The sequence below is a fragment of the Streptomyces sp. NPDC002896 genome (assembly GCF_040295225.1).
In the GTDB taxonomy this organism is placed as follows: domain Bacteria; phylum Actinomycetota; class Actinomycetes; order Streptomycetales; family Streptomycetaceae; genus Streptomyces.
In genome coordinates, this window is record NZ_JBEOVA010000010.1 from 371,833 (window position 1) to 386,567 (window position 14,735).

General features: G+C 71.7%; 14 protein-coding genes. 4 read left to right on the forward strand and 10 right to left on the reverse strand.

What is annotated here, in order from left to right:
- Positions 1-18 precede the first annotated feature (18 nt).
- The 4 genes from ABT009_RS21355 to ABT009_RS21370 all read right to left on the reverse strand — a co-directional run bounded on the left by ABT009_RS21355 (position 19) and on the right by ABT009_RS21370 (position 3,245).
- The gene (locus ABT009_RS21355) at positions 19-525 is read right to left on the reverse strand and encodes a DUF5304 domain-containing protein (RefSeq protein WP_502989935.1); all 507 of its coding nucleotides are present in this window, start codon (positions 523-525) and stop codon (positions 19-21) included.
- A 24-nt stretch (positions 526-549) separates the two neighbouring features.
- Positions 550-1,737 (reverse strand): ArsA family ATPase, encoded by a 1,188-nt coding sequence (locus tag ABT009_RS21360; protein ID WP_351296904.1) that lies wholly within the window; start codon positions 1,735-1,737, stop codon positions 550-552.
- Positions 1,738-1,879: 142 nt separating this feature from the next.
- Positions 1,880-2,317 (reverse strand): SRPBCC family protein, encoded by a 438-nt coding sequence (locus tag ABT009_RS21365; protein ID WP_351296907.1) that lies wholly within the window; start codon positions 2,315-2,317, stop codon positions 1,880-1,882.
- Positions 2,318-2,447: 130 nt separating this feature from the next.
- Complete coding sequence (locus ABT009_RS21370) at positions 2,448-3,245, reverse strand: metallophosphoesterase family protein (RefSeq protein ID WP_351296910.1); 798 nt, start codon at positions 3,243-3,245, stop codon at positions 2,448-2,450.
- A gap of 302 nt (positions 3,246-3,547) precedes the next feature.
- Here ABT009_RS21370 and ABT009_RS21375 point away from each other — a divergent pair, with 302 nt between their 5' ends.
- A complete protein-coding gene (locus tag ABT009_RS21375) occupies positions 3,548-5,344 on the forward strand; it encodes an AMP-dependent synthetase/ligase (protein WP_351296913.1) in 1,797 nt (598 codons plus the stop codon).
- A 42-nt stretch (positions 5,345-5,386) separates the two neighbouring features.
- Here the strand turns inward: ABT009_RS21375 and ABT009_RS21380 are convergent, their stop codons facing one another.
- On the reverse strand, positions 5,387-6,529 hold the full coding sequence (locus ABT009_RS21380) for a glycosyltransferase family 4 protein (RefSeq protein ID WP_351296916.1): 1,143 nt from the start codon (positions 6,527-6,529) through the stop codon (positions 5,387-5,389).
- A gap of 98 nt (positions 6,530-6,627) precedes the next feature.
- Here ABT009_RS21380 and ABT009_RS21385 point away from each other — a divergent pair, with 98 nt between their 5' ends.
- Positions 6,628-7,914: a glycosyltransferase 87 family protein gene (locus ABT009_RS21385; protein ID WP_351297090.1), complete on the forward strand. Its 1,287-nt coding sequence runs from the start codon at positions 6,628-6,630 to the stop codon at positions 7,912-7,914.
- A 44-nt stretch (positions 7,915-7,958) separates the two neighbouring features.
- On the opposite strand, the gene ABT009_RS21390 is transcribed toward ABT009_RS21385, so the two are convergent.
- From ABT009_RS21390 to ABT009_RS21410, 5 genes are all read right to left on the reverse strand, one after another.
- Positions 7,959-9,167 (reverse strand): hypothetical protein, encoded by a 1,209-nt coding sequence (locus ABT009_RS21390; protein WP_351296919.1) that lies wholly within the window; start codon positions 9,165-9,167, stop codon positions 7,959-7,961.
- 63 nt (positions 9,168-9,230) lie between these two features.
- Complete coding sequence (locus ABT009_RS21395; RefSeq protein WP_351296922.1) at positions 9,231-10,274, reverse strand: C40 family peptidase; 1,044 nt, start codon at positions 10,272-10,274, stop codon at positions 9,231-9,233.
- Between the two features lie 244 nt (positions 10,275-10,518).
- Positions 10,519-11,550, reverse strand: coding sequence for a C40 family peptidase (locus ABT009_RS21400; protein WP_351296925.1), 1,032 nt, complete (start codon positions 11,548-11,550; stop codon positions 10,519-10,521).
- Between the two features lie 314 nt (positions 11,551-11,864).
- The gene (locus ABT009_RS21405) at positions 11,865-13,214 is read right to left on the reverse strand and encodes an NYN domain-containing protein (protein WP_351296928.1); all 1,350 of its coding nucleotides are present in this window, start codon (positions 13,212-13,214) and stop codon (positions 11,865-11,867) included.
- Positions 13,215-13,249: 35 nt separating this feature from the next.
- Positions 13,250-13,489, reverse strand: coding sequence for a hypothetical protein (locus ABT009_RS21410; RefSeq protein ID WP_351296931.1), 240 nt, complete (start codon positions 13,487-13,489; stop codon positions 13,250-13,252).
- 174 nt (positions 13,490-13,663) lie between these two features.
- On the opposite strand from ABT009_RS21410, the gene ABT009_RS21415 reads away from it, so the two are divergent.
- Both ABT009_RS21415 and ABT009_RS21420 read left to right on the forward strand, forming a co-directional pair.
- Entirely contained in the window at positions 13,664-14,425 is a 762-nt protein-coding gene (locus ABT009_RS21415) for a rhomboid family intramembrane serine protease (protein WP_351296934.1), read from the forward strand.
- Positions 14,422-14,703: an Lrp/AsnC family transcriptional regulator gene (locus ABT009_RS21420; RefSeq protein ID WP_351296937.1), complete on the forward strand. Its 282-nt coding sequence runs from the start codon at positions 14,422-14,424 to the stop codon at positions 14,701-14,703. Before ABT009_RS21415 ends, ABT009_RS21420 begins: the two co-directional genes overlap by 4 nt.
- Positions 14,704-14,735 lie beyond the last annotated feature (32 nt).

Consider the following 14,735-nt stretch of genomic DNA (forward strand, 5'->3'; position numbering starts at 1 on the left):
GGTTGTCGGTCCGGGGGATCAGTCCAGGTCGATGTGTTCTCCGGGCCCGGGACCGTCGTCCTTGGAGTGGGGCCCGCGGGTCCACCGCCGCTCCTGCGCCTCGACGGCGGTGCGGTAGGCGGCGAGCAGCTCGGATCCGGCGGCCGCCAGGTGGTCGAAGACCTCCGGATTGCGCTCTATCACGGGCTCGACGGCGGCCTTGGCCTGCTGCACGAACTGGTTGACCATCTGCTGCGCCGCACCTCCCGCGGCCGCGCCGAACAGCGGCGACTGGAGGCCGGAGAGCTTGTCGGCCACGGCGTCGACGAGCTTGCGCAGCTCCTCTGCGGCCGAACCGGGCTGCGCCCCGTGCGTGGCGCGGCGGCGCGCCTTCTCGGCCTCGAGATCCTCGGCGCAGGCCTTCGCCCAGGCGTCGGCGTCGAACGGTCCTGCGGCCTGCGCATCCTCGCCGGGGACGTGCGCCTCGTCGGCGGGTCCGGATGCGGGGCGTTCGGTGGCATCACTCATGGGGACAGACTCCTGCAGGGCCAGGGGCTTCTCTCTTCGACGTTACCCGAACGGCGGTACGCCGTTCACCGCACTGGGCCACAGATCCGGGTCCGGGGCGAACCGGATGCGCAGCTCGTCGTCGCGCAGCCCCGCCCCGGCCACGGTGCAGCGGCGCAGCGCCGACGGAAGCGGAACGATCCGGCGGAACTGCCCGGAGGTGACGACGAGTTCGTCGCCCCGGCGGATCAGCTCGAGCTCGTCCCGTACGGCGCCAGGGAGCGGGATGTGCCAGACCAGCACGCCGTCGTCGGCCAGGTGGTCGCCGACGGGCCAGCTCACGGGTGCCGGGGCGGGCGAGGGCGACGGCGCGTCGAGGGCCGCGAGGTCGTCGGCGCCCCGCGGGTCGCCGCCCAGGTGCGCCACTTCGCGGACCGTGTACGACCCGTCCCACTCGGCGAGCACCTTGCGCTGCTGGGCGGCGAGGCCGGCGAGCCAGGGGTCGGCGGACGCCTCGGGCAGTACGCGGTTGGCGAGCAGCGCGTCCGTGCGCAGTCCGTGCAGGGCGAGGCCGGTGGCGGCGGTGCGCACGGCGTCGGCGCCCGCGGGGCCCGGCTCGGCGACCAGCCACACCGTCGTGGCCGGGTCCTCGATGACGGCCTGGACGCCTGCGAGTTCGAGGTCCCAGCGGGCGGCAGTCTCGTACAGCCAGGTGCCGGGCATGGGGACGCCTGCGAGGCGGCCGAGTACGGGGCGCAGCGCGCGGGCCGCCTGCCGCTCCGGGGGCAGCAGCCGGCGCAGATAGCGGCGCAGCTGCTCCGGCAGCGCTAGGACGGCGAGGGCCTCCGGGGCCGGGGGGAGGTCCACGACGAGCAGGTCGTACGGGGCCGCGGCCGCGTCACGCAGGGCGCGCAGCAGGGCCAGTTCGCCGCTGCCGGGGAGCGGCGTGAGCTCCTCCTCGTCGAGGCGGGCGGCGCCCAGCAGGTCCAGCGCCTGGGCGGCGCGGTCCTGGAAGGCCAGCAGATCGTCCCGGAACCCTTCCGCCGGGTCGGTCCGCACCGCCGTGAGGCCCGGCTCTGGCTGGACCGGGTCCGCGCCGGTGGGCACGCCGAGCGCGGCGCCCAGGGTGTCGGTCCGGTCGGCGGAGATCACGAGTGTGCGGGTGCCGCTGCGGGCGGCTTGCAGCGCGGTGGCCGCCGCGAGGGTTGTGCGGCCTGAGCCGCCGGGGCCTGTGAGGAGGATTGTGCGCATCGATGGGCGCCTTTGCAGTTTCGGGGCTCGGGTACTACTCGGACGCGCCCGCCGTCGTGGCGCTGTGCCCACCCGTTCCTCCCCCAGTGCCTCAAGGACCTGGGGGGACCCCCAGCGGAACGCCTGCCACAACGCGTTACGGCTACTTCGACTCGACGCGCTTCTTCAGGCCTGCCAGGGCTCGGTCGATGATGACCTTCTCCGCCTTGCGCTTGATCATGCCGAGCATGGGGATCTTGACGTCGACGGTCAGCTGGTAGGTGACCTCGGTGGCGCCCGCGCCCGCGGGCTTGAGGATGTACGAGCCGTCCAGGGACCGGAGCATCTGGGACTTGACGAGCGTCCAGCTGACCTCGTTCTCGCCGGTCCAGGTGTACGCCAGCGTCTGGTCGTCCTTGATCGCGCCCGCGTCCATGACGAGGCGGACCTGCTCGGCGCGGCCCCGGTCGTCGGAGGCGAGGACCTCGGCCTCCTTCACCTCGCCCGTCCAGTCCGGGTAGCGGGCGAAGTCAGCGATCACCGCCATGACGTCGGCCGGTGCCGCCTCGATGGTGATGCTCGAGCTGGTGTGTTCCGCCATCGCCGTGGCTCCTCCAGTTACGGTCCGGTCAGGGCATATGTCCATGCAGCGTGAAGGCTACCGCGCACACGTCCGCATGCCGTCCGTCACCCCTCCCTCGCGTCACGTCCCCGGCCCACCGGGGCGAGCCTCACCACTCCAGTGCGAAGGGCTGTCCGGAGCCCGCGAAGTGCCCGACGTTCACGCACTCCGTGGCGCCGATGCGCATGCGCCGCACCAGCGGCTGGTGGACGTGGCCGAAGAGCGAGTAGCGGGGCCGGGTGCGCCGGATCGCGTCCAGGAGGGCGCGGCTACCGCGCTCGAAGCGGCGCGCCACGGTGTCGTAGACGAGTTCGGGGACCTCCGGCGGGATGTGCGTGCACAGCACGTCGACCTCGCCGACGGCCTCGATCTTGGCGGCGTACTCCTCGTCGCTGATCTCGTAGGGCGTGTTCATCGGGGTGCGCAGTCCGCCGCCGACGAAGCCGAAGACCAGGCCGCCGATCTCGATCCGCTCGCCGTCGAGCACGGTGGTGCCGGGCCCTGCGTACTCGGGCCAGAGGTCCGGCATGTCGACGTTGCCGTAGGTGGCGTACGTCGGCGTGGGGAAGGCCGCGAACATCTCGGCGTACTGCCTGCGTACCGCCTTCTCGATGGCCGTCGCGCGGTCCGTGCCGATGCCCGCCCACAGCCGGGCCCCGAAGGCGCGGGCCTCCTCGAAACGGCGGGCGGTGCGCAGCTCGACGATGCGGTCGGCGTTCTCCCGGCCGAAGAGGTCGGGGAAGATCCCGCGGGAGTGGTCGGCGTAGTCGAGGAAGAGGACGAGGTCGCCCAGGCAGACCAGCGCGTCGGCGCCGTCACCGGCTCTCGCCAGGTCGCGGGCGTTGCCGTGCACATCACTGACCACGTGGATTCTGGTCCTGCTGTAAACGACGCGTGAAGCTGCCATGGTGATCACCCTAGAGTCGCGGGTCAAACGTGGGTAGAGGCGTCCGACCTGCGGTTTACTTCCCAGTCGGGAATTGCTTGGACTACTGTGCGCGAAGCGTCGCCATGCATGTGTGACGCAGCGAACATCTGGCCCTGACCCCCTATCGGAGAGGCCGTACCGATCGGTAACGTCCGGGCAGTCCAGTTGTGCTCAGGGTTTCAACTACTGACTCCCTATGAGCACGCCCTGCCCTAGCCTTGGACCGCACCGTCGCATACGCACACCGTCGTGGCGCCAGTGCCCTATGAGGAGCAGCAGTCTTGCGCGAGTTCAGCCTTCCGGCCCTGTACGAGGTCCCTGCGGACGGCAACCTGACCGATATCGTCCGCAGAAACGCCGCACAGCATCCGGACGTCGCCGTCATCGCCCGCAAGGTCGACGGTGTCTGGCAGGACGTCACCGCCGCGGCCTTCCTCGCCGAGGTGCAGGCCGCCGCCAAGGGCCTGATCGCCTCCGGTGTGCGGCCCGGCGACCGCGTCGGGCTGATGTCCCGCACGCGCTACGAGTGGACCCTCCTGGACTTCGCGATCTGGAGCGCGGGCGCGGTCACCGTGCCGGTGTACGAGACCAGTTCGCCGGAGCAGGTGCAGTGGATCCTCGGTGACTCGGGCGCGGTCGCCTGCATCGTGGAGCTCGACACGCACGCGGCTGCCGTGGAGTCCGTACGCGACCGGCTGCCCGCCCTGGGCCCGGTCTGGCAGATCGAGGCCGGTGCCGTCGACGTACTGCGGCGCCAGGGCAAGGACGTCGACGACGCGACCGTCGAGCAGCGCAGCTCGATCGCCAGGGCGGACGACCCGGCGACGATCGTCTACACCTCGGGCACGACCGGCCGCCCGAAGGGCTGTGTGCTGTCGCACCGCAGCTTCTTCGCGGAGTGCGGCAACCTCGTGGAGCGGATGCGGCCTCTGTTCCGCACCGGCGAGTGCTCGGTGCTGCTCTTCCTGCCGCTGGCGCACGTATTCGGGCGGCTGGTGCAGGTGGCGCCGATGATGGCGCCGATCAAGCTGGGCTGCGTGCCGGACATCAAGCACCTGACCGACGAACTCGCGGCGTTCCAGCCGACGTTGATCCTCGGCGTGCCGCGCGTCTTCGAGAAGGTCTACAACTCGGCGCGCGCCAAGGCGCAGGCGGACGGCAAGGGGAAGATCTTCGACAAGGCCGCGGACACGGCGATCGCGTACAGCCGCGCGCTCGACACCCCGTCGGGCCCGTCGCTCGGCCTGAAGATCAAGCACAAGACCTTCGACAAGCTCGTCTACAGCAAGCTGCGCGCTGTGCTCGGCGGGCGCGGCGAGTACGCGATCTCGGGCGGTGCGCCGCTGGGCGAGCGCCTCGGCCACTTCTTCCGCGGCATCGGCTTCACGGTCCTGGAGGGCTACGGCCTGACGGAGTCGTGCGCGGCCACCGCCTTCAACCCCTGGGACCGGGCGAAGATCGGTACGGTCGGGCAGCCGCTGCCGGGCTCTGTCGTGCGGATAGCGGACGACGGCGAGGTGCTGCTGCACGGTGAGCACCTGTTCAAGGAGTACTGGAACAACCCTGGCGCGACCGAGGAGGCGCTGGCCGACGGGTGGTTCCACACGGGCGACATCGGCACGCTCGACGAGGACGGCTACCTGCGCATCACCGGCCGCAAGAAGGAGATCATCGTCACCGCGGGCGGCAAGAACGTCGCCCCGGCGGTGATCGAGGACCGCATCCGGGCGCACGCGCTCGTCGCCGAGTGCATGGTCGTCGGCGACGGCCGCCCGTTCGTGGGCGCGCTCGTCACCATCGACGAGGAGTTCCTGGGCCGCTGGGCCGAGGACCACGGCAAGCCGGCCGGTTCCACGACGGCGTCCCTGCGCGACGACCCCGACCTCGTCGCCGCCATCCAGAGCGCCGTGGACGACGGCAACGCGGCAGTCTCCAAGGCCGAGTCCGTCCGCAAGTTCCGCATCCTCGCAAACCAGTTCACGGAGGACTCGGGCCACCTCACGCCTTCGCTGAAACTGAAGCGGAACGTGGTGGCGAAGGACTACGCGGACGAGATCGAGGCGATCTACCGCGGCTAGCCGCCGTGACAGGGCCCCTTACGGGGCCCTGTCTGCTGCCGCCTAAAGCAGCGCCTCGAGCCGCTCAGCCAGCAGATCCCACCGCCACCGCTCCTCGACCCACTCCCGCCCCCGCTCCCCCATCCGCTTCCGCAGCTCCGCATCCCCGAGCAGCGTGATGATCCGCTCAGCGGCGGCGCCCGGGGCGCCGCCGGGGACGACCCACCCGGTCTCCCCGTCGAGCACCGCGTCCGGCGCCCCTCCGGAGTCCCCGGCGACGACGGGAAGCCCGGTCGCGGAAGCCTCCAGGTACACGATCCCGAGCCCCTCGACGTCGAGCCCCCCGCGCCGCGTACGGCACGGCATGGCGAAGACGTCCCCGGCGCCGTAGTGGGCGGGCAGCTCCGCCCACGGCACGGCCCCGGTGAACCGCACGGACCGGGCGACGCCGGTCTCGTCCGCGAGCCTCCGCAGCTCCTTCTCGTACGGCCCGCCGCCCACGATGAGCAGCACGGCCTCCGGCTCCGCGGCCAGGATCCGCGGCATCGCGCGGATGAGGGTGTCCTGCCCCTTGCGCGGCACGAGGCGCGAGACACAGACCACGACCGGCCGGTCGGTCAGGCCCAGTCGGGCGCGGACGGCGTCCCCGCCCGAGCCGGGGTGGAAGGTCTTCTCGTCGACGCCGGGCGGCAGCTGGACCATGCGCGCGGCTGCCTCCGGAGACAGCGCGGCGGCGATCCGCGAGCGCGTGTACTCGCCGAGGTAGGTCAGTGTGTCCGTCGAGTCGCCGATCCGGCGCAGCAGCCCGCGCGACGCGGGCAGCTGGGCCCACCCGGCCTCGTGACCGTGCGTGGTGGCCACCAGCCGCTCGGCCCCGGCCCGGCGCAGCGCGGGCGCCATCAGCCCGAGCGGCGCGGCCGCACCGAACCACACCGACGTACACCCGTGCTCCCGCAGCAGCGACACGGCGCGCCGCGTCACCCGCGGCGTCGGCAGCAGCATCGTCGTACGGTCGCGTACGACGGTGAAGGGCTGATCGGCGTCGAAGGCCGCCGTGGCCTCGACGCCCTCGCGGCTCCGCTTCCAGGTGGAGGCGTAGACGACAAGCCGCTCGGGGTCCAGGCGCAGCGCCATGTTGTGCAGGAATGCCTGGATACCGCCGGGCCTGGGCGGAAAGTCGTTGGTCACGATCAGCGTCTTGTGCATCGTGGCGACAGTACCGAACGGCCGAGCATCATGGCTCTGGCACAGGTAGCCCCGGCATCATGACTGCTCAGGCGCCGGAGAACACGGACGAGGTGGGCATGGCTGGAGCACGTTGGACACGGATCCCGGCGTACGTCTGGATCCTGACGGCCTGGGGGCTGAGCCGGACGCTCCTCCTGCTCTACGTCTTCAAGGTGTTCGTTTTCCCCGGGCCCGATGTGACGAGCGACATCTCGGTGATCTACCAGGGCTGGTACGAGGTGCTGCGCACCGGCACCTTCCCGCTCGACGACGTCACCTGGCAGTACCCGCCGGCCGCCGCCCTCGCCGTCCTCTCCCCCGCCCTGCTGCCCTTCCTCGACTACGCGTCGGCCTTCTTCGTGCTGGCCTTCCTGGCCGACGCGGTGGTGATGGCGCTTCTCCTCTATGCGGGCGGACGGCCCGGCAAGACGCTGCGCGGCGCCTGGGTGTGGGTCGCGGGCGTGGCCCTGCTCGGGCCCACCGCGTACGCCCGCTACGACCTGATGGTGACGGCCGTCGCGATCGCGGCCCTGCTGGCGGGCGCGCGGCGGCCCCGCGTGATGGGGGCGCTCGCGGGGTTCGGCGCGCTGTTGAAGGTGTGGCCGGTGCTGCTGCTGGTCGGTGCCGTGCGCGAGGTCTCCACGGGCGGCGATGAGCGCCCCCGGTGGCCTCGCGCCTGGTCCGCGGCGGCCGTAACGGGCGGCCTGATCGCGCTCGTGTTCATCGCCGCCATGCCGGGCGCGCTGGCGTTTCTGACCTTCCAGCGGGACCGCGGCACCGAGGTCGAGTCGCTCGGCGCGCTGGCCTTCCACACGGCGAGGCACTTCGGCTGGTCGGGCCAGGTGCTGCTCAACTACGGCTCGGTGGAGTTCCTGGGCCCGTACGTGCCGCTGGTGAGCCTGCTCGCACAGGCGCTGTCGGTGCTGGCCCTCGGCTGGCTGGTGCTGTGGCGGCTGCGCGCCCGCGTCTGGTCGCCGACCACGCCCGCGGACGCGGCCTTCGTGGCGGTCCTGCTCTTCACGGTCACCAGCCGGGTCATCAGCCCGCAGTACATGGTGTGGCTGGTGGGTCTCGCCGCCGTGTGCCTGGTCTTCCGCGGCAGCCGGATGACGGTCCCTGCCTTGCTGGTGCTGGCCGCGACCCTGGTCACGCTGCTGGAGTTCCCCGTGTGGTTCTCGCACGTGGTGGCCAGCGACGGGCTGGGCGTCACCCTGCTCTACGCACGCAACATCCTCCTGGTCGCCGCCACGGCCACCGCCGCCGTGCGCCTGTGGCGGGACACCGTGTCGCGGCCGCCGTCCCAGGAGGCCCGCCCGCTGCCCGCTCAGGCCGCACGCGACAAGGAGGTCCTCAGGCCGTCCTGAGGCCGCTCACAGGGCGTCCTGCGGCCCCCGGGCACCGTGTGGGGTCACGTGTCCAGTTGGGCCCGCAGATAGGCGCGCCACCGCTCGGTGAAGCTCTTCGGCGTGGTGTCGAGTACGTCCCGCAGGGCGTCCTCGACCGCGCCCTTTCGCTCCTTGTGCGCGCCCACCGCGCGGTAGAAGGCGTTCAGCCGGTCCTCGCCCCAGTCGCGGGCGATCATCCGGCAGGCCAGCCACCCGCCCTCGTACGCCTCCGCTAGGCGGTCCGCGTCGCCCCCGAAGCCGAAGTCCGCGTCGTCGGGCAGAGCGTCCGGCAGCCGCCCGGCGCGCACCGCGCGTGCCAGCTCCGGTGCGGCCTGCTCGGCCGTGCGTCCCGTGCCGCGGTAGCCGACCCAGTCGGCGTAGCCCTCGGAGAGCCACAGCGGGGTCGCGGCCGAGGTGTGCGCACGGGTGGCCACATGCGTCGTCTCGTGGGTGAGGACGACCCGGCGGCCGAATGCGCCGAGCACACCGAACGCCTCGGGGTTGATCAAGATCCGGTCGGCCGGCGTCTTTCCCGAGCTTCCGGCCTCGCCCGTGGTCACGGCCGCTATGCCGCGGTATCCGGACGCGGGCGCCCCGAGCAGTTCCGCCATGCCGTCCAGCGACTTCGGCACCAGGACGACGACGCGCCCGGCCCACTCGTCGCCCCAGGCGTTCTGCACCGCGGGCACCGCACGGTCGGCGACGTCCGCGTACCGCCGCAGTTCCTTCTCGTCCTGCCCCACGCCGAGGACGAGGCTGTGTGCGCCCCGTACAACCCGGACGGGCCCCTGCTCCCACAGCTGCTCGGCGGTGTCCTTCGCGGGACGGTCGGAGGCGACGTACCACCGGCCGTCGCGGCGCTCCAGCCGGAGGGTGCGGGCCGCGTCCACCGCCCCGCGGTCGTAGCCGTCCAGCCGATAGCGCAGGTCGACAGCGGCCGTGGCCCGTGAGCCGGAGCGGTCGAAGCGGGTCAGCCGGTACTCCCAGGACGCCAGCGGGACGTCCTGGAGGTTCTCGAACTCCGCGCGCCCCACGCCGCCCTGGCCGGTGGCCAGATAGGCCGCCTCGTCCCGGTCCAGCACCGCACCGGCTCGCCGGTCGAGGAGACGCTGCACCTCAACGGCGGCCGTGTCGCGCGCCGCAGGCCCGCCGCATCCGACGAGCCCGGTTACGAGGGCGAGCAGCGCGAACCACAGCACCACCACCCGGGAACCACGCCGTCGACCCGCCACCTTTCCGATCGTACGGGGCGGCATGGGATGGATCGGACCAGCGTGACGCCGGACGGAAGCGGCTCAGACCCGCGTCACCGAGGAGACGGGCATCATCCCCACGGGGTCGTAGCGCACGGGGGCGCCGGGGTAGGGCGCGTGAATGACCTGGCCGTTGCCCACGTACATCGCGATGTGGCTGGCGTCCGAGCGGTAGGCGACGAGATCGCCGGGCTGTGCCTCGGCGAGGGACACCCGCCGGCCCGCGTACCGCTGCTCCTGAGAAGTACGCGGCAGCGCGACGCCTGCCTGCGCGTACGACCACTGCATCAGGCCCGAACAGTCGAAGCCCGACGGGCCGTTGGCGCCCCACACATAGGGCAGCCCGATGGCCGAGCGGGCGGCGGTGACGGCGGTCGCGGCCCGCGCCGACGACGGCAGGGCGGAGCCGACCAGATCCAGAAGCGGGGTCCGACCGGTGTCGCGCGAGGCCCTGTCGTAGACCTCCCGCTCCGCGGCCGGCAGCGCGTCGAGCAGCCGCCTGGCCTCCGCGAGCTTGTGCTCGACGGTGCGCTTGTGGCGTGCCACGTCCTTGCGGCTCCTCTCCAGCTCGGCGAGCCGGCCGGCGGCCTCCGTGCGCTCCTGGGCGAGGGTGCGCTGGGCCTTCTGGACGTCCTTGAGCCGGCCCGCCTGCCGGGCGCTCACGCGGTCCAGGGTCGCCGCCTTGTCGAGATAGCCGTCCGGGTCCGCGGAGAGCACGAGCGCGAGCGCGGGATCGATACCGCCCGACCGGTACTGCGCGCCGGCGAGGGCCCCGAGAGCGCCGCGCATGGTGTTGATGCGCTCCTGCCCGCGGGCGATCCGGTCCTGGGCGTTCCTCACCTGGGCGCGCAGCTTGTCCATGCGCTCGTCTGCGCTGTTGTACGCCTCGGTGGCCTTCTCCGCCTGCTCGTACAGCCGGTCCACCTCGGCGCCGACGTCCGCCGGGGTCTCCCGGGGTGCGGCGCCGGCCGGTGCGGCGGCGAGGGCCGCCGCCGCGGTGGCGGCTGCGGTGGACAGGACGGTGACGGTGGCTCCGCGCCCACCCCGGTCTGGGCCGGAGTGTGCGCGGCGGCGATGGGACCCCACGGGTGACCGCTCTCCCTTCCGCTGACGGACCCCCGGTGCCCGGGGGAAACGAGGGCAGACAGTAGCCCGGCGACTACGCTCGGACAAAAGGCCCGCGGCGGTTCGAACAGCGCGACGCCCCGCCGGAGACGCAGGTCACCGACGGGGCGCGGGATAAGCGGGAGGTGCCGGAATTCCCCCGATCGGGGGCCCGTCCGACTCGGATACGGACGGCTCAGCCCCGGACGGCTCGGATACGGACGCCTCAGATACGGACGCCGAACTGGAACGGCATGTTGTTGATCGACTCGTAGCGGACGACCGTGCCGGTCCTGGGGGCGTGCAGGACCTGGCCGTTGCCCGCGTAGAAGCCGACGTGGTGCAGGTCGCCGTAGAAGAGAACCAGGTCGCCGACCTTGAGGTCGGCCTGCGAGTAGATGCGGGTGCCGGCGTTGGCCTGCGCCTGCGAGGTGCGGGGTATGGAGACGCCGGCCTGGGCGAAGGCCCAGGAGGTGAGGCCGGAGCAGTCGAAGGAGCTGGGGCCGCTGGCGCCGTAGACGTAGGGCGAGCCGAGCTTGCTCTGGGCGGCCGAGTAGGCCGCGGCGGCACGGCCGGAGGCTGCCTGGCCGCTGCCGAGGGCGGTGCGCGCGCTGGCGCGGCTGGCGCGGTCCTCCTCGGCCTGCATGGCTGCCTTCTCCGCGGCCGTCAGGGTGTTGAGGAGCTTCTGCGCATCGGCGAGCTTGCCCTGGACCTTCTCCTTGTTCTCGCGGAGCTCCTTGCGGGTGGTCGCGAGGTCGGCCAGCTTGTCGGCGGCTTCCTTGCGCTGCTGGGCGAGCGAGCGCTGCTTCTCCTGGATCTTGCGCAGCGACTCGACCTGCTGGCTGCTCAACTGGTCGAGCGTGGACGCCTTGTCGAGGTAGTCGTCCGGGTCGGAGGAGAGGAAAAGCTGGACGGAGGGGTCGATCCCGCCCGAGCGGTACTGGGCGCTGGCCAGCGAACCGAGGCCGTCCCGCAGGTCGTTGAGCTCGTCCTGGCCGCGTGCGACCTTGTCCTGCAGATTGTCGATCTGCTTCTCGAGCTTCTGCTGCTTCTCTTTCGCGCCGTTGTACTTCTCGGTCGCGCTCTCCGCCTCTTCGTAGAGCTTGTCGACCTTGGCCTTGACCTCGTCCTTGCTGGGCTTCGCGCTCGGGGCCGCGTTGGCGGCCTGCGAGGTCAGCGCCACGGCTGCGGCGGCGGTTGCGGTGAGCACGGTCACACGGGTGCGGCTCGGCTGCTTGGGTCGACGGTGGGACGCCACGAAGGCGAGCTCCTCTTCCTCCAGCCGCCTACCGAACGAGGTGGGCGGTGCCCCTCCGCCGTCGCTTCCGATAAGCGATCACCCGAGCGGAGGTTCGAGGCCAGACCCTAGTGACCTGACTGTGATCAGTTCAAATCATCCTCATAAAAAACTCCGTCACCCAGCGCATTCTTTGCCGTGAACTCACGTGCAGTAATGCCCGACTGACACTACGTTGCGTGAAGGTTCCGCGAATTCGGTCATCTCGCCCAGAGGTTACGGATGGGATGTACGCGACCTACGTCGCCTACGGGAACAGGACTCGCTTATTCCGCTTAGCCGTGCGAAAAGCGCTTCAGAAGCACCGCGGAGGCGACCGGCCGAGCCCCCACCTTCGCGACGCCGTCGGCCACTTCGCGGTCGGTCGAGACGACCACCACGGGCCGGCCCGGCGGCTCGGCGCGCACCAGCTGGCGGATCAGCTCGTCGGCCGTCACGCCGGGCTTGGAGAACAGCACCCGCACCCCGCGCGGCGGCGCGAGCAGCACGGGCGCGGCGAGCTCGGCCCCGTCGAAGACGCACGTGACCTCGGCACCGGTCTGCGCGGCGAGCAGGGAGAGCTGGCCGAGCAGCCTCAACCGCTGCTTCTCGAGCGGCATCTGGGGATAGCCGGTCTTGGTGACGTTGTAGCCGTCGATGACGAGATGCACCTGGGGCAGCGCGAGGAGCTGGTCGAGGACGGCCGGGTCGCTGTCCGACAGCGCGCGGGCCGCGATGTCCTTCGGGGTCATCCGGCCCGGCTCCACCGCGTCCACGGTCTCGGCCGGCCGTACGGAGACGGGCGGCAGCGCCAGTTCGCGGCGGAGCCCCTGGGCCGCGTCGAGGACGGTGTCGAGCAGCAGCCGTACGCGCATGTCCTCCACGCTGCGGCCCTCGCGCGCCGCCCGGCGGCTCGCCTCCAGCGCCGCCTCGGTCTCGCCGAGCCGCGCCTTCAGCCGCCGCGCCTCGCTCTCCGCCGCGGACAACTGCGCCTGGCTCTCGGCCCGTACGGCGTCGTTCTCGGCGCGTGCCTTGCGCAGTGCGGCCTCGCCGCGCTTGACGTCGCTGAGGGCCGCGCGCAGCTTGCGCTGCAGCGACTCGGCCTCCTTCTTGGCCGACTCCAGCTCCGTGCGCAGCCGTTCCGTGTCGATCCTGGTCTGGTCGCGGGCCGCGGCGAGCTCCTCGCGCAGCCGCTCCAGCTCGACCCGGGTCTCCTCGTCGGCGCGCTCGGCGTCCGCCCGCTGGGCCTCCTCGCCCGCGGCGGTCACCAGCTTCACCCAGCCCGCGGGGCGCAGCACGTAGGCCGCGGCCGCGACGTCGAGCGGGTCCGCGGCGGGGGGCGGTGCGCCCGAGTCGAGCGCTCCGGTGAGTTCGGGCTGGGCCTCGCGAAGCCGTTCCGCGATGCGCTGACGGAAGATCGGGTCCGCTTCCACGGCCGCCGCCATCGCGTTGCCCGCGAACTTGGCGCGCCGGCTGGGGGTGAAGCGTGCGTACTGTCTGAGCTGCGCAGGCAGTTCAGTGAAGGTCAGCCCGCCGAAGCCGTCCGAGACGATCTGGACGACCCGGCGGCGCACGCCGTCGGGCAGCGGGCGGTCGAGCACCTCAGCGGTGCCGTCGGCCGGCTCCCCGCCTGTGGTCTCCACCATCCGTCACCCCAAATGATCGTGCGGGGCCCGCTCCGTCAGGAGCCGGCGCCCGGCCTGTCGACGAGTTCCACCTGGTCCACCGCGTTGCACCAGCGGCAGCGCACCGACTCGATGGTCTCACTGACCACCTCGCGCTCCTCCACGGTCGGCTCCCCGGCCAGATCGAGGTGCATGTACTCGACGACCTTCGACGAACGGGTCACGTCGAAACGCGTGAGATTGCCGCAGAGTGTGCAGCGCCAGCGGGTCTGGGCCGTCGGCAGGGGAACCGTCATCGTGCCGTCGCTTTCGTTCGAGCTTCACGGGTGCACCTGTATCCATGGTGCGTCCGTTTACCTGGTGCGGATGGCACGTAACCCTACGGCCTGCCGGGTACCCCGTGCTCGGGCCCCAGTCGGCGGCGAGGCGGTCCGCACGGCTTGCTCCCGTTACGTCATGCTCTGACCGTGATGGGAAAACGGCGTGGTGTCCTGGGCGCGGCGATTCACCGGTCGGTGCGGGGCCGGACCGCCCCCGTGACATACGGCGTGATGGTCCTGTGCTGCCTGATCTTCGTCACCGGACCGGCATCCGCACTGAACCCCGTGTACGGCAGCGGACAGGAGCTGATCGCCGCCCAGGTGGCGTACTTCGAGCGCTGGGGGGTGGTGCCCGCGGAGCTGTTCAGCGGGGCGCCACGGGCCGCGATCACGCCCGCCACGGCACTCTTCGTGCACGGCAGCTGGCTGCACCTGCTGGGGAACATGCTCTTCCTGTACGTCTTCGGCGCGATGGCCGAGGAGCACATGGGCCACATCGAGTTCGCGCTCTTCTATGTGGGCTGCGGCTATCTGGCCCTGGTCGGCTACGCCACCGCGCATGCGGGGTCGCAGCAGACGCTGGTGGGCGCCTCCGGGGCGATCTCCGCGGTCCTCGGCGCGTTCCTGTTCCTGTTCCCGCAGGCCCGCGTCACGAGCCTGTTCCCGTTCCTGTTCTTCCTGCCGCTGCGCTTCCCGGCCTGGGTGGTCCTGCCCTTCTGGGTGGCGCTGCAGTGGCTGGCGATGAGCCGCCCGAGCCAGGGCCCGGGCGTCGCGTATCTGGCCCACCTCGTGGGCTTCTCGCTGGGGTTTCTCTATGCGTGGGCGCGGTACGGACGGCGGGAGAAGGCGTACGGCCGGACGGATAGAGTGAAACCCCAGCCCACGGCCACCGAGGGAGACAGTCACTCGTGATCACCGCGATCGTGCTCATCAAGACCAGCGTGGACCGGATCCCGGAGATCGCCGAATCCATCGCCGCGCTGGAGAACGTCAGCGAGGTCTTCTCGGTGACGGGCACCTACGACCTGATCGCCATGGTCCGGGTCAAGGACCACGACGACCTGGCGGACGTGATCCCCGGCCGGATCAGCAAGATCCCGGGCGTGGAGGCCACGGACACGCATGTCGCGTTCCGTACGTACTCGCAGCACGACCTGGAGGCGGCGTTCGCGATCGGCCTCGATTCGTAGCCCCTGCCGCGGTGCGGGGTCGTGCGGTGGCC

What these genes read in the sequence shown, in the direction of transcription:
- ABT009_RS21360 (WP_351296904.1), bottom strand. Translation starts at nt 1,737, where the DNA reads ATGCGCACAATCCTCCTCACAGGCCCCGGCGGCTCAGGCCGCACAACC.
- ABT009_RS21365 (WP_351296907.1), bottom strand. Translation starts at nt 2,317, where the DNA reads ATGGCGGAACACACCAGCTCGAGCATCACCATCGAGGCGGCACCGGCC.
- ABT009_RS21370 (WP_351296910.1), bottom strand. Translation starts at nt 3,245, where the DNA reads ATGGCAGCTTCACGCGTCGTTTACAGCAGGACCAGAATCCACGTGGTC.
- ABT009_RS21380 (WP_351296916.1), bottom strand. Translation starts at nt 6,529, where the DNA reads ATGCACAAGACGCTGATCGTGACCAACGACTTTCCGCCCAGGCCCGGC.
- ABT009_RS21385 (WP_351297090.1), top strand. Translation starts at nt 6,628, where the DNA reads ATGGCTGGAGCACGTTGGACACGGATCCCGGCGTACGTCTGGATCCTG.
- ABT009_RS21405 (WP_351296928.1), bottom strand. Translation starts at nt 13,214, where the DNA reads ATGGTGGAGACCACAGGCGGGGAGCCGGCCGACGGCACCGCTGAGGTG.
- ABT009_RS21410 (WP_351296931.1), bottom strand. Translation starts at nt 13,489, where the DNA reads ATGACGGTTCCCCTGCCGACGGCCCAGACCCGCTGGCGCTGCACACTC.
- ABT009_RS21415 (WP_351296934.1), top strand. Translation starts at nt 13,664, where the DNA reads ATGGGAAAACGGCGTGGTGTCCTGGGCGCGGCGATTCACCGGTCGGTG.